At 69.9% G+C, this 21,511-nt stretch carries 18 protein-coding genes and 1 pseudogene; 12 read left to right on the top strand and 7 right to left on the bottom strand.

Annotated features, from left to right (window positions below; genetic code table 11):
* Window positions 1–147: 147 nt before the first annotated feature.
* From FNH08_RS13710 to FNH08_RS13725, 4 genes are all read right to left on the bottom strand, one after another.
* The gene (locus FNH08_RS13710; protein WP_152771759.1) at window positions 148–1,074 is read right to left on the bottom strand and encodes a class I SAM-dependent methyltransferase; all 927 of its coding nucleotides are present in this window, start codon (window positions 1,072–1,074) and stop codon (window positions 148–150) included.
* A 324-nt stretch (window positions 1,075–1,398) separates the two neighbouring features.
* Window positions 1,399–2,610 carry an acyltransferase family protein gene (locus tag FNH08_RS13715; protein WP_152771760.1) on the bottom strand — a complete coding sequence of 404 codons (1,212 nt, stop codon included), beginning with the start codon at window positions 2,608–2,610 and terminating at the stop codon, window positions 1,399–1,401.
* Between the two features lie 4 nt (window positions 2,611–2,614).
* Window positions 2,615–3,949: an alpha-2,8-polysialyltransferase family protein gene (locus FNH08_RS13720; RefSeq protein WP_322724426.1), complete on the bottom strand. Its 1,335-nt coding sequence runs from the start codon at window positions 3,947–3,949 to the stop codon at window positions 2,615–2,617.
* Window positions 3,946–4,923 (bottom strand): glycosyltransferase family 2 protein, encoded by a 978-nt coding sequence (locus FNH08_RS13725; protein ID WP_322724428.1) that lies wholly within the window; start codon window positions 4,921–4,923, stop codon window positions 3,946–3,948. Before FNH08_RS13725 ends, FNH08_RS13720 begins: the two co-directional genes overlap by 4 nt.
* Before the next feature lie 198 nt (window positions 4,924–5,121).
* Here FNH08_RS13725 and FNH08_RS13730 point away from each other — a divergent pair, with 198 nt between their 5' ends.
* From FNH08_RS13730 to FNH08_RS13755, 6 genes are all read left to right on the top strand, one after another.
* Complete coding sequence (locus tag FNH08_RS13730) at window positions 5,122–6,453, top strand: DUF6716 putative glycosyltransferase (protein WP_322724429.1); 1,332 nt, start codon at window positions 5,122–5,124, stop codon at window positions 6,451–6,453.
* An 821-nt stretch (window positions 6,454–7,274) separates the two neighbouring features.
* Window positions 7,275–8,597, top strand: coding sequence for an N-acylneuraminate cytidylyltransferase (locus tag FNH08_RS13735; RefSeq protein WP_152771781.1), 1,323 nt, complete (start codon window positions 7,275–7,277; stop codon window positions 8,595–8,597).
* A 14-nt stretch (window positions 8,598–8,611) separates the two neighbouring features.
* The gene (locus FNH08_RS13740) at window positions 8,612–9,550 is read left to right on the top strand and encodes an N-acetylneuraminate synthase family protein (protein WP_152771763.1); all 939 of its coding nucleotides are present in this window, start codon (window positions 8,612–8,614) and stop codon (window positions 9,548–9,550) included.
* A 43-nt stretch (window positions 9,551–9,593) separates the two neighbouring features.
* Window positions 9,594–10,706, top strand: a complete 1,113-nt coding sequence (locus FNH08_RS13745) for a hypothetical protein (RefSeq protein WP_152771764.1) — start codon at window positions 9,594–9,596, stop codon at window positions 10,704–10,706.
* Window positions 10,707–10,835: 129 nt separating this feature from the next.
* Window positions 10,836–12,020, top strand: coding sequence for a low temperature requirement protein A (locus FNH08_RS13750; protein WP_228034108.1), 1,185 nt, complete (start codon window positions 10,836–10,838; stop codon window positions 12,018–12,020).
* Window positions 11,995–12,693, top strand: a complete 699-nt coding sequence (locus FNH08_RS13755; protein WP_152771765.1) for a hypothetical protein — start codon at window positions 11,995–11,997, stop codon at window positions 12,691–12,693. Before FNH08_RS13750 ends, FNH08_RS13755 begins: the two co-directional genes overlap by 26 nt.
* Before the next feature lie 22 nt (window positions 12,694–12,715).
* Here the strand turns inward: FNH08_RS13755 and FNH08_RS13760 are convergent, their stop codons facing one another.
* From FNH08_RS13760 to FNH08_RS13770, 3 genes are read right to left on the bottom strand one after another with little or no spacing between them, the layout of a single operon-like run.
* On the bottom strand, window positions 12,716–13,174 hold the full coding sequence (locus tag FNH08_RS13760) for a hypothetical protein (RefSeq protein ID WP_152771766.1): 459 nt from the start codon (window positions 13,172–13,174) through the stop codon (window positions 12,716–12,718).
* A gap of 60 nt (window positions 13,175–13,234) precedes the next feature.
* Window positions 13,235–13,423, bottom strand: coding sequence for a DUF397 domain-containing protein (locus tag FNH08_RS13765; protein WP_152771767.1), 189 nt, complete (start codon window positions 13,421–13,423; stop codon window positions 13,235–13,237).
* A gap of 12 nt (window positions 13,424–13,435) precedes the next feature.
* Window positions 13,436–14,287 carry a helix-turn-helix domain-containing protein gene (locus tag FNH08_RS13770; protein ID WP_152771768.1) on the bottom strand — a complete coding sequence of 284 codons (852 nt, stop codon included), beginning with the start codon at window positions 14,285–14,287 and terminating at the stop codon, window positions 13,436–13,438.
* Window positions 14,288–14,336: 49 nt separating this feature from the next.
* Here FNH08_RS13770 and FNH08_RS13775 point away from each other — a divergent pair, with 49 nt between their 5' ends.
* The 6 genes and pseudogenes from FNH08_RS13775 to FNH08_RS13805 form a co-directional block, all read left to right on the top strand.
* Window positions 14,337–14,750: an ATP-binding protein gene (locus FNH08_RS13775; RefSeq protein ID WP_152771769.1), complete on the top strand. Its 414-nt coding sequence runs from the start codon at window positions 14,337–14,339 to the stop codon at window positions 14,748–14,750.
* 85 nt (window positions 14,751–14,835) lie between these two features.
* Window positions 14,836–15,474, top strand: a complete 639-nt coding sequence (locus FNH08_RS13780; RefSeq protein WP_152771770.1) for a Uma2 family endonuclease — start codon at window positions 14,836–14,838, stop codon at window positions 15,472–15,474.
* 154 nt (window positions 15,475–15,628) lie between these two features.
* Complete coding sequence (locus FNH08_RS13785) at window positions 15,629–16,849, top strand: amidohydrolase (protein ID WP_152771771.1); 1,221 nt, start codon at window positions 15,629–15,631, stop codon at window positions 16,847–16,849.
* A 367-nt stretch (window positions 16,850–17,216) separates the two neighbouring features.
* Window positions 17,217–18,275 (top strand): BMP family lipoprotein, encoded by a 1,059-nt coding sequence (locus FNH08_RS13795; protein WP_194238479.1) that lies wholly within the window; start codon window positions 17,217–17,219, stop codon window positions 18,273–18,275.
* 307 nt (window positions 18,276–18,582) lie between these two features.
* Window positions 18,583–19,632, top strand: a complete 1,050-nt coding sequence (locus FNH08_RS13800) for a BMP family lipoprotein (RefSeq protein WP_152771773.1) — start codon at window positions 18,583–18,585, stop codon at window positions 19,630–19,632.
* 269 nt (window positions 19,633–19,901) lie between these two features.
* Window positions 19,902–21,437, top strand: a pseudogene (locus FNH08_RS13805) (ABC transporter ATP-binding protein); the annotation flags it as partial.
* Between the last annotated feature and the right edge of the window lie 74 nt (window positions 21,438–21,511).

Consider the following 21,511-nt stretch of genomic DNA (forward strand, 5'->3'; position numbering starts at 1 on the left):
TTTGAGGACGAGGCCGCAAGGCCGATGGGGGGGTTTGGGGGCGCACCCCCCAGGGAAGGGGCGATGGAGGTCCCCCGCTCGAAGCGAACCCGAGGAGGCTAGGGGCCGGGGGGCGATCTACTGTCGTGGCTGCGGAGCAGTCGGTGGTCAGCGGTTCGCTCGCGCCCGGCGTATCGCCCGCGTGACGACCGGCGGCAGCAGGTCCACCGCGAGCTTGCGCGCGGGGCTGCGGCGCGGACGGGGGCGCGGGGCGGGCGCGTGCCGGGCGGCGGGCGCCGCGGCGGCGGCCGGAGCCGGCTTGGGCTCGGGTTTCGTCCAGTGCCGGGAGTACGGGAACTCCGGCGCGGCCATCCCCTTCGACTTGAGCCGGATGATCCGGTTGCCCGCAGCCTGCTGGACGCTCAGGTGGCAGTCGTCCCGCTCCCTCAGCATGGCCAGCAACTCCTCCTGCACCGGCTCCGGGTCGTCCCACGTGCCGTACAGCTTCTGGGTGCTCAGACACACCGGCCGCAGCCCACGGTTGAGCACCGCCTCCCACGCCGCGATGGACACACCGGGCGTGTGCTCGGAACGGAAGTCGTCCAGGACCACGATGCCCTCGGGGAGCAACGCGTCGTGGGCCGCGCCGATGTCCCCGTACACGTGCTCGTACAGGTGCGAGCCGTCGATGTGGGCGAAACGGCAGGAGCGGGGCTTGATCTCGTCGGGGAGGATCGAGCTCGGGCCCTGGAGGACGCGGGGCAGCTCGTCGTGGAAGGAGAGGTAGTTCTCCTCGAAGATCTCCCGGGTCAGCTTGGAGTACGACTTGTTCGCCTCGGCCCGGTTCGCGTCGTCCGGTGCGTCGCCCTCGAAGAGGTCGCACACCGTGTACTGCTCGCCCTCCCTCCGGTGCTGCCCCAGGAGGATCGCACTCTTGCCCATGTACACGCCGACTTCGAGGAGGTCTCCGCGCGTTTCCCGGCTCTCCTGCCGGTCCAGGAACCAGGTGAACAGCAACTGATCGAGTACGGGGAACCAGCCGGGGACATCGGCGAGTTCACGGGGCGGTCGGGTCGTGCCGGGTGCAACGGTCATGAGGAGAAGACACTCTCTCGCGTGGGCCTGACGTGCTGAACATAACTGGCGCGGGACCGAACAGTTGTTGGAACCTATGAGACGCCTGTGGTGCGGTCAAGGAATGCTGCGCTACTCACCGCTGGGAGGTTTCCCAAACCGCGAGGAAGATGAATTCCCCGGAAATTCGCCGGAAATTCAGGGGAATTGGCAGGTGATTCGCAGGTGATTCGCAGGTGATTCGCAGGGGTCTCCTCGCGACTCGCCGGGGAATTCCGCCCTGGCCGCGGCTCAGAGACGAACCGCGGCTCAGAGACGAACCGCGGCTCAGAGACGAACCGCGACTCAGAGACGGCTGCGGTTCAGCGATCTCCGCAGCACCGGCCCCAGCCGCGCCTCCACCCCTCGGTGCAGCACCCACGCGAGGATCAGCATCCCCGCCAGGGTCAGCCCGAGCGTGAGGCCCGACGACAGGCCCAGGCCCTGGTGCAGGACGTCCACGGAGACCCAGCCCAGGTGCTCGTGGACCAGGTAGAAGGGGTACGTCAGCGCGCCAGCCACCGTCAGCCAGGGCCAGTTGATCCGGTTCAGCCAGCCGAGGGCGATCGCCGCGACCGCCACGAAGCCGAGCGTGACGACCAGGACGATGACGTACGAGCTGCGGAAGGAGAAGAAGTCCGGGTTCGGGGCGTGCCACATCGCCCGGACCACCTGGTGCTGGCCGATCAGCCAGCTCACCGCCACGATGCCCCACGCGTACGTGTCGTACCGGTCGCGGTGGACCAGGTAGAGGCCGATCCCGCCGATGAAGAACGGAGCGTACTCCGGCATCAGCACGACGTCCAGAAGGGGCTCGTTCGCCGACTGGGCGATCACCGCCGCCAGGGTCCAGCACGCGCAGAACATGATCACTCGGCTGCGGGTCGCGCCCGGCAGGACGACGCACAGGGCGAACAGCGCGTAGAAGCGGACCTCCGCCCACAGCGTCCAGCAGACGCCCAACACCCGGTCCACGCCCAGGGGTTGCTGCATCATCGTCAGGTTCACGAGCGCGTCGCTCGGCGACACAGCCTCGTAAGTGACCGCCGGCAGTGCGAACACCACCGTCACCATGATCACCGCCGCCCAGTACGCGGGCAGCAGACGGGAGGCGCGGGAGAGGAAGAAGGAGCGCAGGGGGCGGCCCCAGCCGCTCATGCAGATCACGAAGCCGCTGATCACGAAGAAGATCTGCACGCCCAGGCAGCCGTAGGCGAACCACTCGTGCAGCGTGGGGAACTGCTGCTTGGACGAGGTGCCCCACGCCTCGGATATCTCGCCGTCACGGCCGCCGTAGTGGTACGCGGCCACCATCAGCGCGGCGATCAGCCGCAGCCCGTCGAGCGCGCGCAGGCGTGGGGCGGGGGCCCGGCGGGTGATGCGCGGCGGGACGACGACCGCGTCGGGTCCCGCTCTGCGCGAGGGGTCACCCGGCCGGATACCCGGCCGGGCCGCTCCTTGGGGGGTCGTTTCCTGTGAGGACGTGGTGGGGGGTGCTGTCTTCGCAGGTGAATTCATCAGATCAACCGAGCGTTGCCCTCTTCAATGAACGTGCGCGACGGGCGACTCTGCGCACCGTCGCGTTGCGGGGAATGAACGCCAGCTGGGCCGGGACCGCGCCCGGCAGGGCCAGCGAGGTGAGGCGGCGGCGCTTGAAGTAGCGCCAGGTGTACTGGTTCAGATGGTTCGTCAGATAGCGCTCCACCGACGGGCGCAGATCCGGGTAGATCTTCGGCTGCATCGCGTAGCCGACCGCCCGTACGAGACCGGTCAGCTCCTTCGCGTCGAGGTCCTGGCGCTGCTCGGTCACGGCCGCGCGGTCCGACAGCTCCGGCAGCAGGGCGTCCACGATGGTGACCGGGACGCGGTTGCTGTTCTCGTACGGCGTCAGGCGCTCCAGTAGGGTCTCCGTGCCGATACGGGCGACCGGCAGGCCGTACAGCGCGGACGCCGTGAGGAGCGCCGTGGAGAAGCAGCCGACGACCAGGGCGGGCCGCATCCGCTGGTAGAGCACCTCGGCGAGGACGGGGGTGTCGACCACCGTCAGATCGGCGCCGAGCTTCTCCGCCTCCTTCTCCAGGTGGCGCGACCAGCGGGCCGGCGCGCTGGGGTGCGGCTTGAACACCACGCGGGTGTGCCCGAGTTCGACGGCGCCCTTCACCATCCGTACGTGCAGGTCCTCCTCCTCCTCGGCGGTGAGGATGCCGAGCGCGGAGAGGTACTGGCCGAGCAGCAGGGCCGGCTCCTCGACGACGGGCAACTCGTCGCCCGTGTCCTCCAGTTCGGCGAGCACCTTCGAGAACGCGTCCGTGGCCACGATCTCGGGCTCCACCCCGAACTCGGTGAGCAGCAGCGGCTTCAGACCCGGGACGAGGTCCAGGTGCAGCAGGCGCGTCACGCGGGTGCCGACCAGCGGGTCGATCTTGTTACGGGTGGGGCCGTAACTCATCAGACCGTCCGCGTACACGGTGACGGGCGCGCCCATGAAGATCTGCGCGATGCCGAGCGCCGGGTGCACCTGGATGGACTCCACGGCCAGCTCGATGTCGTCGTCGCCCAGGTTCCAGGCGAGCCGCAGGTGGCGCTCCCACAGCGGGGCGTCGTCGTTGCGCGGCTGCCAGCCACCGGGGTGGAAGGGGGAGATGGTCTCGTTCCACGAGATCACGTCGTCGAACCGGGCGCGCAGCCGCTCGAAGCCGGGCATCTCGTCCGGTGCGGGCGTGGTCTCCGGCGTCGCGGCGTTGTTCGAGACCAGCAGGATCCTCCGGTCCGCGGGCGCGAAGCAGTCGCTGTCCAGCGCGGCCGCGAGCGTGGCCGTGCCGTACAGGGTGGAGGCGAGGAAGATCTGCGTGGTCACGCGGCCACCCCCGCGCCGGCGGGACGGCGGCGCAGCCTGCGCAGCCGCGTCGCGCGCTGGACGTCCATCGAGTCGAGGGCCTCGTCCAGCACGTCCTGCGGCATGCGCCGCAGCGCACCGGCGCTCATCGCCTTCAGTTTCCGTGCCACCTGTGGCTCGAACCTTTCAATGGATCCCAGATGATGGGAAATGATCGCGCAATACGTGCGCACGGCCTTCGGGAGGAGTTTCGACGCTTCCGGGTCGGCGGCGGTTTCCGTGACGACCTGGTCGAACGCGCGAATGAAGTCGAGCTGCCGTACGTCACCGATCTGGGTCAGCGAGGACGCCACCCCGCGCCGGTAGTAGACGCCGAGCAGCCCCACCACGCCCATGGACTCGGCCTCCCGGTGCAGCTTCCAGATCCACGGCCGGTCCTCCGCGGTGCGCAGCCCGTCCGTGAAGTGCAGCAGGCCCCGGTCGACCAGCCGGCGGTGGTAGATGCCCGCCCACGCGTACGCGTAGTCGACGGACGTGGACCGGTCGGCGGGCAGGATGATGTCCCGCGGGCGCAGTACGACCCCCCGCCGGCCGTGCGGCACCCGGTGGATGGAGCGCGCCCGCGCGGTGCACTGGACGTGGTCCGTGCGCACGAAGTCGACGCCCAGGTCCTCGATCGCGGCGAGGAGCTGCGGGTAGTAACCGGGGGCGAGCCAGTCGTCCCCGTCGAGGAACGTGAGGTACTCGCCACGCGCCTTGTCGATCCCGGTGTTGCGGGCGGTCGCCAGTCCCCCGTTCTTCTCGTGTCTGACATACACCGCGCCCGGCAGCTCACGCTCCGCGCGCGCGAGAATGTCCGGGGTCTCGTCGCGAGAGCAGTCGTCGACGAGAATGAATTCGAAGTCCTCGCGCGCGTTGGCGCTGAGGCTCTTCAGGGTGTCGGGCGCGTATTGCTGCACGTTGTAGAACGGCACGATGACGGAGAGCTTGACCACGTGAGTGACGTTAGGGGGCGGCCCGGCATTCGTCTTGACTCCCTGCTTGATACCAGGTGAACGACGCGTGGCGGTACCGTGAACCAGGCGCTTTCTCGTGCCGATCGCGGCCCGATTCGCCATTCGTCGACTTGCTGTTAACCGTTTGTTGGATTCTGGTTGGGCCGGGGGGCGAAATGGCTTCCTAGCGTCTTCGACGTGCCAGCAAGTACCAGGAAGCTTCTGCGGATCGCCGTTCTCGCGGATTCCGACACCCGGTGGAAATGGGGCGCGCTCACCGCGAACCGCATCGCCCCGGAGGATTCGGACATCCGTCTGGACGGCTATCTCCTGCGCGGCCGTGCCACTCCCACGGCCCGCCAGCTCGAAGAAGTCGGCGTCCGCGCGAACTCGCTCCGCGAGGTCACCGGCGTCGAGTTCCTGCGGGCGATGGGCGCGCGGGACAGTCAGGACAGTGACGAGGAGGCGTACGACATCGTCGTGCTCGCCCTCGTCGGGGGCGGTGTCCAGGCGATGCTGCACGGACTGAGGAGCGCCTGGGGCGCGCGGACCCGGCGCCCTGTGGTCGTCACCGGCTACGTCGGCGTCGTCTACGAGAAGCTCGCCGACGGCCTGCTGCTGCGGCACGGCGCGGACCTCGTCCTCGCCAACTCCCGCCAGGACGCGGACCGTTTCCGGGACGTGTACGAGGGAGTGGGCGCCGACGCCTCCTCGGTGACCGAGGTGGCCCTGCCGTTCCTCGGCGGAGCGCCGTACGAGAAGCGCGACCCGTACACGGTCGTCTTCGCCGCCCAGCCCTCCGTGCCCGACAGCCGCAAGGACCGCACATACCTGCTGAACCGGCTGGTCCAGCACGCCCGGCTGCACCCCGAGCGCGAGGTGCTGCTGAAGCTGCGCTCCAAGCCGGGTGAACACACCACCCACATCGAGGAACTGCCGTACCAGAAGCTGGCTCAGCGGGTCGACCTGCCGTCCAACTTCCGCCTCGTCTACGGCAACATGGGCGAGGTCCTGGACCGCACCGACCTGCTGGTCACGGTCAGCTCCACGGCCGCCCTCGAGTCCCTGCACCGCCGTATCCCCACGGTGGTCCTCACCGACCTGGGCGTCCGCGAGACCCTGGGCAACCACCACTTCGTGGGCTCCGGCTGCCTCGCCTCCTGGGACCAGCTCGACGCCGGGCACGAGCCGACGCCCGACGCCGCGTGGGTCACCCGCCAGGGCGTCGCCGCCTACGGGTCGTACGAGACGGCCTTCGACGCGGCGCGTGAACGCATCGCCAAGCTGCTCTCCGCGGCTCAGCTCCCGCCCCTCGACCCGTACTACACGCCTGTCACCGCGCCGGGCTACCTGCCCGGCATCCTCGCCCGCCACCACCTCGGCCCGGACGGCGCCCCGCTGCCCGGGGCCCCGGCCGCCGACAAGGAGCCCAGTCCCGTACGGCAGATCGTGCGCCGGGCGGCACGCGGCGCGTACCGGCACGGGGTGCAGCGGGTCGCGCCCGTCATCCGGCGGATGGGGGAGCTGTGAGCACGGCCGACACGGTGGGCGCGCCCGCCGCAGGCGCGGCGGCCGCCTCAGCCGCGCCCGCCGCGGACGCGGCTGAGGCAGCGGTCGCCCGCGCGGTCAGCGCGGTCCGGGCCGACGGCCCGTGGGCCGCGGCGGAGGCTGCGACCGAGGCCGCGGCTGACGCCGAGGCTGCGGCTGGGACCGCGACCGAGGCCGCGCCTGCGATCGAGGCCGAGGCTGCGACTCCGACCTGTGCTGAGGCCGCGCCTGCGATCGAGGCCGAGGCTGCGACCCCGACCGGTGCTGAGGCCGCGCCCGCGCCTGCTGCCTCAGCCGCGCCCGCGACCGGTGCCGAGGCTGCGGCTGGTACCGCGACTGTGACCGAGGGCGCGACTGATGCCGAGGCTGTGGCTGGGACCGCGACCGAGGCCGCCACCGAGGCCGCGCCTGCGATCGAGGCCGAGGCTGCGACCCCGACCGGCGCCGAGGCCGCGCCTGCGGCTGCTGCCTCAGCCGCGCCCGCGACCGGCGCCGCGCCCGCGACCGGTGCCGAGGCTGTGGCTGGGACCGCGACCGAGGCCGCCACCGAGGCCGCGCCTGCGACCGACGCCGAGGCCGCGACCGCGACCGCGTCCGAGGCTGCGGGCGAGCGAGCCGACCGTACGGCTGGGGCGGTTCACGACCGAGCCGACCGTACGGCCGAGGCGGCTCACGGGCGAGTCGAACGCACGGCCGAAGTGCCCGGCGGGCCCGGCGCGCCCGGCGCGCCCGGCCTGACCGCAGCCCACACCGCGGACGGGCGAGCCGCGCACCCCCCGATCCTCTCGCAAGGAGTACATCCCATGCCCAACTCGGAAGCGGGCCCAGCGGCTTCGGTACGCCGCGTGCTCGCCGTGATCCCCGCGCGCGGCGGCTCCAAGGGCGTCCCCGCGAAGAACCTCGCCCCCGTCGGCGGCGTCCCGCTGGTCGCCCGCGCCGTGCGCGAGTGCCTGGGCGCCCGGCTGGTGACGGACGTCGTGGTCTCCACCGACGACCACGCCATCGCCGCCGCCGCACGCGTGGCCGGCGCCGAGGTCGTGCTGCGCCCCGCCGCCATCGCGGGCGACACCGCCACCTCCGAGGCCGCCGTCCTGCACGCCATGGACGCCCACGAGGCGCTCCACGGCGCCGCGGTCGACGTCGTCCTGCTCGTCCAGTGCACCAGCCCGTTCATCCTCCGCGAGGACATCGACGGGGTCGCGCGGGCGATCGTGGAGCACGGCGCCGACACCGCCCTCACCGTCGCCCCCTTCCACGGGTTCATCTGGCGGGACACGGCGGACGAGCCCAGGGCCGTCGAGCCCACGGTCGTCGAGTCCGCCCGCACGGGAGCCGTGGGCGGCACGACCACCGTCACCGACCCCACGGACACGGACGGCGGCTACGGCGTCAACCACGACAAGTCGTTCCGCCCCCGCCGCCAGGACCGTCCGCAGGACCTGCTGGAGACCGGCGCCGCGTACGCCATGGAGGCGGCCGGCCTGCGCAAGCACCAGCACCGCTTCTTCGGCCGTACGGAACTCGTGCGCACCGACCCCGCGCGGGTCCTGGAGATCGACGACCCGCACGACCTCGCCCGCGCCCAGGCACTCGCGCCGCTCTTCGACGCGGATCGCCCAGGCGCCCTCCCCACCTACGACGACATCGACGCCGTAGTCCTCGACTTCGACGGCACCCAGACCGACGACCGGGTGCTGATCGACTCCGACGGACGGGAGTTCGTCTCCGTGCACCGCGGGGACGGACTCGGCATCGCGGCCCTCCGCAAGAGCGGGCTGAAGATGCTGGTCCTGTCCACGGAACAGAACCCTGTGGTCGCCGCCCGGGCCCGGAAGCTGCAGATCCCGGTCCTCCACGGCATCGACCGCAAGGACCTCGCACTGAAGCAGTGGTGCGAGGAGCAGGGCATCGCGCCAGAGCGCGTGCTCTACGTCGGCAACGACGTCAACGACCTCCCGTGCTTCGGCCTCGTCGGCTGGCCCGTGGCGGTCGGAAGCGCCCACGACGTCGTGCGCGGCGCCGCACGCGCGGTCACCACCGTCCCCGGTGGCGACGGCGCGATCCGAGAGATCGCCGGCTGGATCCTCGGTCCCTCTCTCGACTCTCTCGACCCTCTCGACAAGTAAGGAACGTCTCAGCCATGAGCACCAACTCCCGTCTGCGCCAGTTCGGTTCGAAGACCGCCGGCCCGGGTCACCCCGTGTACGTCGTCGGCGAGATCGGCATCAACCACAACGGCGAACTCGAGAACGCGTTCAAGCTGATCGACGCGGCCGCCGAGGCCGGCTGCGACGCGGTCAAGTTCCAGAAGCGCACCCCGGAGATCTGCACCCCGCGCGACCAGTGGGACATCGAGCGCGACACCCCCTGGGGCCGGATGACCTACATCGACTACCGCCACCGCGTGGAGTTCGGCGAGGACGAGTACCGCGCGATCGACGAGTACAGCAAGTCGAAGAACATCGACTGGTTCGCCTCCCCGTGGGACACCGAGGCCGTCGCCTTCCTGGAGAAGTTCGACGTCCCCGCCCACAAGGTCGCCTCCGCCTCCCTCACGGACGACGAGCTGCTGCGCGCCCTGCGCGCGACGGGCCGCACGGTCATCCTGTCCTCCGGCATGTCGACCCCGAAGCAGATCCGCCACGCGGTCGAGGTCCTGGGCAGCGACAACATCCTTCTCTGCCACGCCACTTCTACGTACCCGGCGAAGGCCGAGGAGCTCAACCTCCGCGTCATCAACACCCTCCAGGACGAGTACCCGAACGTCCCGATCGGCTACTCCGGCCACGAGACGGGTCTGCAGACCACGCTCGCCGCGGTCGCCCTGGGCGCCTCCTTCGTCGAGCGCCACATCACCCTCGACCGCGCCATGTGGGGCTCCGACCAGGCCGCCTCGGTGGAGCCGCAGGGCCTCTCGCGTCTCGTCCGCGACATCCGCACCATCGAGGCGTCCCTCGGTGACGGCGTCAAGAAGGTGTACGACTCCGAGCTCGGCCCGATGAAGAAGCTGCGCCGCGTCCAGGGCGTCGTCGCCGAGGCGGAGATCGCCGCCGCGGCGGGCGAGCCGGTCGCGGTCTGATCCCCTCCACCCTCACCTCAAGGGAAGCGACGGTCGTACGTCGATGAGCCCCCGCGCCGGAACCGCCGGCCCCCACACCCTCGCCTTCGTCGAGAGTCCGGTCCAGCTCCTGAACGTGCTGGAGTGGGCGCACGCCCACGCCCTCGGCACGGAGGGGGACACCGCGCGGTCCCCCGGCGCGGGGCTCACCCTTGTCGTCCTCTCACCCAACGACCCCATGACCCGGGGCCAGTTGCGCCGTATGGCGGAGCTGGCGCGGGACGAGGGGTACGAGGTGCGGTGGGAGGAGGCGCGGGGCGGCACGACGGCCCCGTTCCACACCATCGCGGGCCTGGCCCCGCTGCTCCGCAGAGCGAGCAGAGTAGTAATGGGCGACCCGTTCTCCCGCTACGTACAACTTCTCCTGACCATCACCCGGGCCCACGACCTGGTGGTCGTGGACGACGGCACGGCGACCATGGAGTTCGTCTCCCAGCTCGCCCGCGGTGAACGCCTGGTCCGCTGGCACCGCAAGGGCGGCCGCCCCGGCCCGCGCGACCTGCTCTTCGCCCCGGTCTCCTCCAAGGCCCGCCACCGGCTCACCCCGGGCCGGGGCCGGCACGTGGAGGTCTTCTCCTCCATGCCGATCGACGAGACCCCCGACGGCGTCACGATCACGGCGAACGACTTCGCCTGGACCCGGGCCCGCTTCGGCCCCCCGCGCCTCACCAAGGGCTCCGACCTGGTCGGTACGTCCCTGGTCGAGACGGGCGTCGTGGACGGCGACCGCTACCTGGACGCGGTCCGCTCCCTAGCCCGCGCCCACGGCGCGACCCGCTACTTCGCCCACCGCCGCGAGAGCTCGGAGAAACTCCACCGCCTGGTCCAGGAGACCGGCCTGGAGGTGGTCCGCCCGGACCTCCCCCTCGAACTCATCGCCCGCCGCGGCCCCATCGGCCGCACCATCCTCAGCTTCCCCTCCACCGTCGTCCACACCCTGCCCCTGGCCCTGGCGGGCACGGAGGTCAAGGTAGCCGTCTTCGACATCGACCCCACCTGGCTCACGGAGAACGCCTCGCCGCGGGCCCAGGGCTTCCTGTCGGGAGTGACGGGGACGGCGCGGGACGTACACCGGCTGTCGTCGGTATCGGCGGTGTCGGTGGTGAAGACGGCGTAGGCGCAGAGGCGACGCCGGACGCGGTTGTCGTGAGGCGGAGCAGTTGGCACCCCCCTACCCCTGGTAACCCTTGGGTATCGTTCCGCGCGAGGCCGCCCGGACTGATCGGGCCGGCGAGGAGGGGGAGTCATGGCGCGGAGCGAGCACAGACGTATGGTGGCCACGGAGGACGGCCACCGGGTGACACCGGCGGAACTGTTCTTCGACCTGGTCTTCGTCTACGCGATCACCCAGGTCACGGCACTGATGGCAGCCGACGCGAGCCCCCTGCGGCTGCTCGGCGGAATGGTCGTGCTGGCGCTGCTGTGGTGGTGCTGGTGCAGCTTCGCCTGGCTGGGCAACGTCGTACGGGCCGACTCCGGAGCGATGTTCGGCGTGCTGGTCGCGGTGATGGCGGTGGTCCTGGCCGTCTCGCTGACGGTTCCCGATGTCTACGCCGACGCACCCGGAGGGCTGCCGACACCCCTTGTCTTCGTCCTCTGCTACGGCGCGGTCCGCATCCTGCACCTGATCACGTACTGGATCTCCGACCCGGCCGACGAGGCCCTGCACGCCACGCTCCGCCGCACCGCCCTGCTGTCAGTCGCACCCCCGTTCGCCCTGCTCCTGATCGGCAGCGCCTTCACCGGCCTCACCCAGATCCTCATCTGGCTGGGCGCCGTCCTCATCGACTACCTCGGCATCTACGTCACCGGCTCCTCGGGCTGGCGCGTGGCCTCCCCGGGCCACTTCGCCGAACGCCACGGCCTGATCGTCATCATCGCCCTGGGCGAGTCGATCGTCGCGATCGGCGTCGGCGTCTCGGGCTACACGATCACGGCCCCGGTCCTGCTCGCCTCCACCGCGGGCCTGCTCGTCGTAGCGGGCCTCTGGCGCCTCTACTTCCGCCGCCTCGCCGACCCGGCCGAACACCACCTGGCCACCCTGGACGGCGACGACCGCACCCGCCTGGCCCGCGACGTCTACACCTTCCTCCACCTCCCCCTCGTCGCCGGCGTCGTAATCACGGCCCTTGGCCTCAAGAAGGCCCTCCAACAGGTCGCCGACACCACCAAATACGACCTCTCCGAGCCCCTGCACGGCGTGGTGGCGTGGGCGCTGACGGGCGGTGTAGGCATCTTCCTCCTGGCGACAGCGGCGATCCTGCTCCGCACGGGCGGCGGCAGGTCGGTGGCGCTCCTCGCCGGGGGCGTGATCCTGCTGTGCGCGGGCCCGGTGGTGGCACTGGTACCGGCACTGCTCGCTCTCGCGGTTCTGGCCGCCGCTGTGCCGGGGGTGCTGGTGCTGCATGGGCGGACGGCTGGGCGCGTGTGAGGTGAATCTTCACCTCATCAACGATGTGCCCGACGGGCTGACCCGAAGGGCTCGGTCCTATGTCAGTGCGCACGGCATCAAGGTCGACACCCGATTTGTCGCGGAGCACAGGCAGTGGTGGCTTGAGCATGAAGTCCCGGCTGCGGTGATCGACCGGATGGCGGCGTATCAAGAGCGCTGGGGCGGCCTGCTGCTGCCGCCCGCATCGCAGTACGACGGAGGCCCCAAATACCTTGATCCTGATTCGCCGGAAGGCTCACCCGCTGAAGGGTGGTGGTTCGAAGCAGGGATGCAGCGGACCGCAGTCCCCTACTCGTTCATGATCGGCCCGGATGGTGAGTTCGGTATCCATGGACCTCGGTGGACGCCCCTTCACGCGACCGTCGAGGGATGGGTGGAGTCGCTCGCACTGGCCCATCACGCATCCATGTGGGCGAAGCAGATCACCAAGGTCACCGGCGATGACGTAGATGGCATCGCGTTGGCGGACTATGAGCCGGTGCGTGAGGTGATGGGCTTGGCGGACACCTGGTGGCGGGGAGTCGACTCGTTGGTGGCGATGTACTCGGGGGAGGCCGAGTGCTTCTCGTCCCCCAACGGTCGCACTGCGTTGATCTACTCGGGCCTTGATGAGTGGGGACTGCGTGGAGGAGTAGAGGACGGTGATGGCTGAGGACGGGCTGCCCAGGCTGTTGTCAGTAGTGCCAGCAGTAGAGACCGAGGCAGCCGTCAGCGCTGTGCGCGGTCGCCGCAAGCTGAGCGACGCCCTCCAGGATCGCTGGAGGATCGTCGTCGGTCATATCGTCCTCGCCCGCAAGTCTGAGCCTCTCGGTCCAGCGCGCGGTGAGTTCGCGCAACTCGCTGGGCCCGGCGTCGGCGAGCGCGCTGGTCAGCTTCTCCGAGACAGCGAACACCCCGATGCCGTCATTGAGAAGGGGCGCGACATACCGGGGCCAGTCTCTCTTGTAGAGCTGCTCAAGGGGCGGGAGTTCACGGCATGGGGCCTCGAAGTAGAGCTCCCACTCGACGACGGCATCGTCAGGGTCGAAGGAGTGAAAGGTCACTGATGTGAGTGCGGGCCCAGGCCCGTTCGGGCGTGTCTCGGCGGCGGTCTCGTCATCGGGAGCCAGGAAGAACACTATGTCGATGGCCACCTCGCCATGGTGGCAGGGGGCGGGCTCGCAGGTACGACAGTCGAGCGAGCGTTCAGGCTCTCACCTGTCCTTCTTGCAGGCCGCTATGAGTGCCGCCAGCGCCGCACGGTCCGGGTGGAGGACGGTGTCCGGCTCGTCGCTCTCGCGGAGGTGGAGGGTGGTGTCGGGGGCGGTGGCGAGGTAGAGGCAGGAGGAGGCCTCCGAGCTGTATGACGATTTCTGCCAGGCAATGGCCGGGTTGGTGGACATGAGGGGCCTCCTTCAGGCTTGGCGGGCGATGCCGCTGATGAGGTCGCGAGACTCCTGCGCTGGGAGTGCGAGCTTTTCCAGGCGGTCCAGCACCGGTGTGCAGCGCTCCAACTGGGCTGCGGCGTCGAGGAATTCGCTGCCATGCTCGGTGTCCAGCTGCACGGTGTCGAGCTGGGGGACAGGTCCGTACGCGTAGTCGATGCCCTGCCCGGAGCCGGGAAAGGCGCCCCGCCCAAAGGGGACGACCAGGATCGTGACGGTGTCGCGCTCGCCCATCTCGACGAGGTGGGTGAGTTGTTCCGCGGCGACGGCCGGGCCGCCCACCTGCATGTGGAGCGCCGCCTCGTGGATGAGTGCCGTGTAGGGGAGGGGAGGCTCGCGATACAGCACCGCCTGACGCTTGATGCGGTACGACATCCTGTGCTCGATCTCGTGAGGGAGCAGAGGTGGCACGGCGTCGCCGAAGAGCGCCCGTGCGTGCTGCGATGTCTGCAACAGGCCGGGGATGTGCAGGGCTTGGGCCACGCGCAGCGCAGTTGCGTGGTGTTCGAGTTCGGCCAGGTCGAGCGTGGCGTGGGGGAGCTGTCCTCGGTAGTCCTCCCACCAGCCGCGCGCCTTACGCCCCGTCATTCCGGTCAGTGTCTCGACGAGTGCCTCGTCCGAGCAGGCGTAGTTGCGGGCGATGGCCCGTACGCGGTCGGCGCTCACGGCGTAGCGCCCCGCTTCGATGTTGCTGATGCGCGATTGGTTGACGCCCAGGAGGGCCGCCGCCTCGATCGTGGACAGTCCCGCACGGTCGCGGAGTTTGCGCAGCTCAGCGCCGAGGCGCTGTTGGCGCAGGGTAGGGGTCTTGCTGGGCGGCATCGGCGTCCCTTCGTGCCGGGAGGGACCACGCGCCCCGCGCATCGCCCCTATGACCCTGCGGGCCGTGCTTCCGGCGTACGGGATGCGGGAGTTGCTCGACACTGCCGAACTGCTGGCCTCCGAGCTCGTCACCAACGCCTACCGGCACACGAAAGGGCCCGCCGCGTTGCGGCTCCGTGGGCTTGGCGAGGCTGACGGCGTGCCCCGGAGCGGGGTGCGCGTCACCGTATGGGACACCGACTCACACGTGCCCTCGCTGTTCGACGGGCCGGCCTGTCGGCGCGGTTCGCAGGAACAGCCGGACGAGCGATCCATCGGTGGACGCGGGCTGCTCCTCGTGCACGAGTGGGCCGACCGCTGGGGCGGGTGCCTGCTCGGTGACGATCTGTTCGGGTGCGGCGGGAAGCTGCTCTGGTTCGAGCTCGATGCGCGGTCGGCGGTGGACGTGAGGGCCGCCGCGTGACCATATGCCGAGCCGTACTTTCCTCCTGGCGTACCGTGTGGACATCGACACGCCCTGTAGTCGGCGGAGGACAGTGGTGGCGGCCATGATCGAGCGCCCGGAGGCTGTGGGCGCGTCCGGGCCCGGAGATTTCGAGGACATGCTCCGGACCGTCGAGGAACTGGACACACCTCACGGCTACAAGGCCGAGCTCATCCGGGGGAAGATCATCGTGTCGCCGTGGTCGAAGCTGCGTTACCTCCGACCGATGCGGCTGCTGCGCAGCCGAGTGGAGGCGCACGCGCCGGAGGGCCATGTCACAGAGACCTCTCCCTTCCTCTTCACGTTTCGTTCGTCCGAGCGCGGCTTCGGCCCCGACCTCTTCGTCTCCGACGAAGCCGCTTTCGACGCCGAGGGGCGGTGCGCCGACGGGGCAGCACTCGCTCTCGTCGCCGAGCTGACCCCCGTAGCCGCCGAGGACGCCACCAAGGACTGCGACTGGCTCGACCAGCTGGACACGTACGGACGCGTGGTTCCCGTGTACCTGGTCCTCGACATGCAGGTCCAGGAGATCACCGCGTTCTGGGATCCGTCGCCCAAGGGCTATCGCTCCCGCACGACCGTGCCCTTCGGGCGGCCCCTCCACGTCCCCGCACCGTTCGGCTTCGAGCTGGACACCTCCGGGTTCGTCGTCCCCGCGGAGAGCACGGAGGGCAGGGAGGGTGAGACCAGGGACGGGGAGTGAGGTCGACCACCCGAAAAGAGGCGAAGATATACCCACCCCACTTGATCCCCATGCGCCATGCGGCCAGATTTTCTTACCTTCCGGGCTGAATTTTTGTTGATCGTGGGTTAGGTGCACGCCCGATCGCCCTACTCTTCTTAGGGTGAACCAACTGATGTCCCGAGAGTCCGAGGCCGATCTGCCCGGGGAAGCGGCGCTTCCCGGCGCCCTGCCGGATGCCCTGCGCGCCGAGCTCGTGGCCTTCCGCCGCGACCTGCACATGCACCCCGAGCTCGGCAACCAGGAGTTCCGTACGACCGCCGCGATCAAGGCCCGTCTGGAGAAGGCGGGGCTCGCGCCGCGCGTACTCGATTCCGGGACCGGGCTCCTGTGTGACATCGGCGACTGGGACGGCGGGCGGCCCATGCTCGCCCTGCGGGCCGACATCGACGCCCTGCCGATCCCCGACATGAAGGTCGGCTGCGCCTACCGTTCCACCGTGCCCGACCGGGCGCACGCCTGCGGCCACGACGTGCACACCACCACCGTCCTCGGCGCCGGCCTCGTCCTCGCCGAGCTGCACCGGAAGGGGCGGCTGCCCCGGCCCGTACGGCTGATCTTCCAGCCGGCCGAGGAGGTGCTGCCGGGCGGCGCGGCCGACGCCATCAAGTCCGGTGTGCTGGAGAACGTGGGGCGGATCATCGGCGTGCACTGCGACCCCAAGGTGGACGCCGGGCGGATCGGGATCCGCAAGGGGCCCATCACCTCCGCCTGCGACCGGCTGGAAGTCGCGCTCGACGGGCCGGGCGGCCACACCGCGCGCCCCCACCTCACCACCGACCTCGTCACCGCCGCCGCCCGCGTCGCCACCGACGTGCCCGCGCTGGTCGCCCGCCGCGTCGACGCCCGCAGCGGCCTCGCCATCACCTGGGGGCGCATCGAGTCCGGGCACGCCCCCAACGTGATCCCGCAGCACGCCGAGCTCTCCGGGACCGTACGCTGCCTCGACATCGACGCCTGGCGGCAGGCGCCCGATCTGGTGCACGCGGCCATCGACGAGATCGCCACCCTCCACCGCGCCAAGTCCGAGATCAACTACATCCGGGGCGTTCCGCCCGTCGTCAACGACCCGGTCGTCGTCGAGTTGCTGCGCGACGCCATGACCGCCCGTTGCGGTGCGCCGTCCGTCGAGGGCACCGACCAGAGCCTGGGTGGCGAGGACTTCTCCTGGTACCTGGAGCACGTCCCGGGTGCCATGGCCCGCCTCGGCACCCGTCGGCCCGGCGACCGCGTGGGCCGCGACCTGCACCAGGGCGACTTCGACGTGGACGAGCACGCCATCACGGTCGGCGTGGAGCTCTTCACCGCGGCGGCCCTCCTCGACGCGGGGCGGTAGTCGCGGTCCGGATGAGGAGGGGTGACCATGACCGGCGACGGTCACCGTCGGCCATCGCACATCGCACATCGCACATCGCACATCGCACATCGGCCATCGGCCATCGGCCATCGCACATCGGCCATCGGCCATCGGCCGACGGCCGTCACGGTCACCCCTCCTCACCCTGGGTGGTGTGCCCCGACCCGCACCTTTCGAGACGGTGGTTCACCGGGACGTAACCGGCCATCGGCACGAATGCATAACAGCCACGCGGTACCCCGTTCCCTCGGCGGTCTACGCGCGTTAATCTGCGCCGAACTCGGCACCCACGGCGGGAGCTGAACGAGCACCCACTGCGGGGCTTTGGAGAATGGGGAACTTCACGATGCGTCGGATATCCAAACTGACCCGCGTCGCGGTGGGGGTCGCGTCGCTGGCCCTCGCGGCCACGGCCTGTGGCGGCACCAGCACCGAAGCCGGGAGCAGCGACAGCAGCGACAGCGGCGGTGCCAAGAAGGGCCTCGCCATCGCCTACGACATCGGCGGCAAGGGCGACCAGTCCTTCAACGACGCCGCGTTCTCCGGCCTGGAGAAGGCCAAGGAGGAGTTCGGCTACAAGACCGCCGACATCGAGCCGACCGAGGGCGAGACCGACGCCGACAAGGTTCAGCGCCTCACCTCCCTGGCCAAGCAGGGCTACAACCCCATCGTCGGTGTCGGGTTCGCCTACGGCCCCGCGATGAAGGAGGTCGCCGCGAAGTACCCGAAGGTCAGCTTCGGCATCGTCGACTCCGTCGTCGAGGGCGACAACGTGGCCTCCCTGGTCTTCGCCGAGAACGAGGCCTCGTACCTCGCCGGTGTCGCCGCCGCCAAGGCGACCAAGACGAACACCGTCGGCTTCGTCGGCGGCGTGGACATCCCGCTGATCCACAAGTTCGAGGCCGGCTACAAGCAGGGCGTCGAGGACACCAACCCCAAGGTCAAGGTCCTGTCGCAGTACCTGACGCAGACCGCCGAGGAGGGCGGCTTCTCCAGCCCGGACAAGGGCAAGGCCGCCGCCGAGGCCCAGCTGGAGAAGAACGCCGACGTCGTCTACCAGGCCGCGGGTCTCTCCGGCCAGGGCGTGATCGAGGCCGCCGCCACCCAGAAGAAGTGGGCGATCGGCGTCGACTCCGACCAGTACCAGCAGCAGGCCCTCGCCAAGTACAAGAACTACATCCTCACCTCGGCGCTCAAGGACGTCGGCGGCGCGGTGTACGCGCTGGCCAAGTCCGTCAAGGACGGCAAGCCGCTGACCGGCACGCAGACCTTCGACCTCAAGGTGAACGGCGTCGGCCTGGCCGAGACCAACCCCGAGTTCGCGAAGATCTCCGGCCTCACGGACGCCGTCGCCAAGGCCAAGAAGGCCATCATCGACGGCACGATCAAGGTCAAGACGGAGTAGTCGCCGATCGATCACAGAAGCGGGCGGGGCATGAGGGCCCGCCCGCTTCTTGTTTGTGAGGGGCCCGCGCCCCGTCAGGGGCGCGGGGAACTGCGCGATCAACCACACACAACCCGCAGACCTGGACGGCGCATCACCATCAACGGCGCTGTCAGACCCCGCGCGCCCAGCGGAGCGTATCGGCCCCATAACAAGGTGGACACCGGGGTTTTTCTCGTAGGTCTACGCGCGTTACTCTGCGCCAAAGACAGCGCCGACCCAGTAGAGCACTCACCCTCCGGCGCTTGTACGCAAGGAGCACTGATTCATGCGCCGGGTTTCCCGCCTCACGGTCGCAGGCGCAGCGACCGCATCCCTCGCCCTCGCCCTCTCCGCCTGCGGAGGCACCTCCACCGAGGCCTCCTCCCAGGACTCCAAGGGCAACAAGGGCCTCGCCATTGCGTACGACGTCGGCGGCAAGGGCGACCAGTCCTTCAACGACGCCGCGTACGAGGGTCTGCGCAAGGCGGAGAAGGAGTTCGGCTACGAGACCACCGACGTGGAGCCCACCGAGGGCGAGACGGACGCCGACAAGACCCAGCGCCTGGTCTCGCTCGCCAAGCAGGGCTACAACCCGGTGATCGGCGTCGGCTACGCGTACGCGGCGGCCGTGAAGGAGGCCGCGGCGAAGTACCCGGACGTCTCGTTCGGCATCGTCGACGACTCCACCATCAAGGCGGAGAACGTCGCGGACCTGGTCTTCTCCGAGGAGGAGGCGTCGTACCTCGCCGGTGTCGCCGCCGCCAGGAGCACCAAGTCGAACGTCGTGGGCTTCGTGGGTGGTGTGGACATCCCCCTGATCCACAAGTTCGAGGCGGGCTTCAAGCAGGGCGTCGAGGACACCGACCCCAAGGCGAAGGTCCTCTCGCAGTACCTCACGCAGACCGCGGAGGAGGGTGGCTTCTCCAGCCCCGACAAGGGCAAGACGGCCGCCGAGAGCCAGATCGAGAAGAAGGCCGACGTCGTCTACCAGGCGGCCGGTCTGTCGGGCCAGGGCGTGATCGAGGCCGCCGCCGCGAACAAGGTGTGGGCGATCGGCGTCGACTCCGACCAGTACCAGCAGCAGGCCCTCGCGAAGTACAAGGACCACATCCTCACCTCGGCGACGAAGGACGTGGCCAAGGCGGTGTACAACCTTGCCAAGTCGGTCGAGGACGGCAAGCCGGAGAGCGGTATCGTACGGGGCGATCTGAAGACCGGGGAGGTCGGCCTCGCGGACTCCAACCCCAAGTTCAAGGCCGACACCAAGCTCCAGGAAGCCATCGAAACGGCCAAGGAGAAGATCATCAGCGGCGAGATCAAGGTCAGGACCAGCTGACACTGCCCAGCTGACACAGCGGGCTGGCACAGCGGGGCCTCGAGCAGCCAGGCGACCCCCGGAGGACCCCCGGGAGTCGTCAGTAACCGCGGGGTTACCTCCGCTCAACGGGGTACGGGGAGTCTTTCGCCCTGTACCCCGTTGTCGACGGTGCGTCACCCTTTTCGTAGCCATAGGGGTGCTACACGCGTAGACGACCCCCTTCCACAGGAGAGTGCGCCATCAACGCGTCCAGCAGCCCTCCGGCCGGCGCGGCGGTCAACGGTCAGGTGACCGCCGTCGAACTCGCCGGGATCACCAAGCGGTTCCCGGGCGTCGTGGCCAACCACGACATCCACCTCAGCGTCCGCAAGGGCACCGTGCACGCCCTCGTCGGCGAGAACGGCGCCGGCAAGTCGACGCTGATGAAGATCCTCTACGGTATGCAGAAGCCGGACGAGGGCACGATCGCGATCGACGGCGAGCAGGTCTCCTTCTCGTCGCCGGCCGACGCCATCGCGCGCGGCATCGGCATGGTCCACCAGCACTTCATGCTCGCCGACAACCTCACGGTCCTGGAGAACGTGGTGCTGGGCAGCGAGAAGCTGCACGGCATCGGCGGCAAGGCGCGCCGCAAGATCAAGGAGATCTCCGAGCGGTACGGCCTCGGGGTGCGCCCCGACCTCCTGGTCGAGGAGCTCGGGGTCGCCGCCCGCCAGCGTGTGGAGATCCTCAAGGTCCTCTACCGCGGCGCCCGCACCCTGATCCTGGACGAGCCGACCGCGGTGCTCGTGCCGCAGGAGGTCGACGCGCTCTTCGCCAACCTGCGCGAGCTGAAGTCCGAGGGTCTGTCGGTCATCTTCATCTCCCACAAGCTGGGCGAGGTGCTGTCGGTCGCCGACGAGATCACGGTCATCCGGCGCGGTACGACGGTCGGTACGGCCGTCCCCGCCGAGACCACTTCGCGTCAGCTGGCCGAGCTGATGGTGGGCAGCGAGCTGCCGACCCCGGAGACCGCCGAGTCCACGGTCACCGACCGCCCGGTCATCACCGTCAAGGATCTGCGCCTGGAGGCCGCGGGCGGCAAGGCGCTGCTGGACGACATCAGCTTCACCATCCACGCGGGCGAGGTCCTGGGCCTGGCCGGTGTCGAGGGCAACGGCCAGACCGAGCTCGTCGACGCGCTCATCGGCCTCAAGTCGGCCGACTCGGGCACCATCACGCTGGCCGAGGAGGAGATCACCACCTGGGCCACGCGCAAGCGCCGTGAGCAGGGCATCGGCTACATCCCCGAGGACCGCCACCGCCACGGCCTGCTCCTGGAGGCCCCCCTCTGGGAGAACCGCATCCTCGGCCACGTCACCGAGCGGCCCAACGCCAAGGGCTTCTGGCTGGACCCGAAGGCCGCCCAGGAGGACACACGGCGGATCGTCAAGGCGTACGACGTCCGCACCCCCGGCATCGACGTCACCGCGGCCTCGCTCTCCGGCGGCAACCAGCAGAAGCTGATCGTCGGCCGCGAGATGAGCCACAAGCCGCGCTTCCTGATCGCCGCCCACCCCACGCGTGGTGTGGACGTCGGCGCGCAGGCCCAGATCTGGGACCAGATACGGGAGGCCCGCCGGGAAGGTCTGGCCGTGCTGCTCATCTCCGCCGACCTCGACGAGCTGATCGGCCTGTCCGACACCCTCCGGGTGATCTACAACGGCCAGCTGGTCGCCGACGCCGACCCCGCCACGATCACCCCGGAGGAACTCGGCTCCGCCATGACGGGCGCCGCCACGGGCCACCTGGAGTCTCCGACGGAGGACCCGGTGGAACCCTCGGCGGACGCCTCGCTGGGGACTCCGGCGGACGCCCCGCTGGGGACTCCGGCGGGCGCCCCGCTGGAGACTTCGGC

This window comes from Streptomyces spongiae (assembly GCF_009377185.1).
In the GTDB taxonomy this organism is placed as follows: Bacteria; Actinomycetota; Actinomycetes; order Streptomycetales; family Streptomycetaceae; genus Streptomyces; species Streptomyces spongiae.

Bases quoted from the DNA above. Each gene is read 5' to 3' on its own strand.
- FNH08_RS13740 (WP_152771763.1), top strand. From the start codon at position 8,612: ATGAGCACCAACTCCCGTCTGCGCCAGTTCGGTTCGAAGACCGCCGGC.
- FNH08_RS13775 (WP_152771769.1), top strand. From the start codon at position 14,337: ATGACCCTGCGGGCCGTGCTTCCGGCGTACGGGATGCGGGAGTTGCTC.
- FNH08_RS13745 (WP_152771764.1), top strand. From the start codon at position 9,594: ATGAGCCCCCGCGCCGGAACCGCCGGCCCCCACACCCTCGCCTTCGTC.
- FNH08_RS13710 (WP_152771759.1), bottom strand. From the start codon at position 1,074: ATGACCGTTGCACCCGGCACGACCCGACCGCCCCGTGAACTCGCCGAT.
- FNH08_RS13765 (WP_152771767.1), bottom strand. From the start codon at position 13,423: ATGTCCACCAACCCGGCCATTGCCTGGCAGAAATCGTCATACAGCTCG.
- FNH08_RS13780 (WP_152771770.1), top strand. From the start codon at position 14,836: ATGATCGAGCGCCCGGAGGCTGTGGGCGCGTCCGGGCCCGGAGATTTC.
- FNH08_RS13750 (WP_228034108.1), top strand. From the start codon at position 10,836: ATGGCGCGGAGCGAGCACAGACGTATGGTGGCCACGGAGGACGGCCAC.
- FNH08_RS13715 (WP_152771760.1), bottom strand. From the start codon at position 2,610: ATGAATTCACCTGCGAAGACAGCACCCCCCACCACGTCCTCACAGGAA.
- FNH08_RS13785 (WP_152771771.1), top strand. From the start codon at position 15,629: ATGTCCCGAGAGTCCGAGGCCGATCTGCCCGGGGAAGCGGCGCTTCCC.
- FNH08_RS13755 (WP_152771765.1), top strand. From the start codon at position 11,995: ATGGGCGGACGGCTGGGCGCGTGTGAGGTGAATCTTCACCTCATCAAC.
- FNH08_RS13735 (WP_152771781.1), top strand. From the start codon at position 7,275: ATGCCCAACTCGGAAGCGGGCCCAGCGGCTTCGGTACGCCGCGTGCTC.
- FNH08_RS13800 (WP_152771773.1), top strand. From the start codon at position 18,583: ATGCGCCGGGTTTCCCGCCTCACGGTCGCAGGCGCAGCGACCGCATCC.
- FNH08_RS13770 (WP_152771768.1), bottom strand. From the start codon at position 14,287: ATGCCGCCCAGCAAGACCCCTACCCTGCGCCAACAGCGCCTCGGCGCT.
- FNH08_RS13795 (WP_194238479.1), top strand. From the start codon at position 17,217: ATGCGTCGGATATCCAAACTGACCCGCGTCGCGGTGGGGGTCGCGTCG.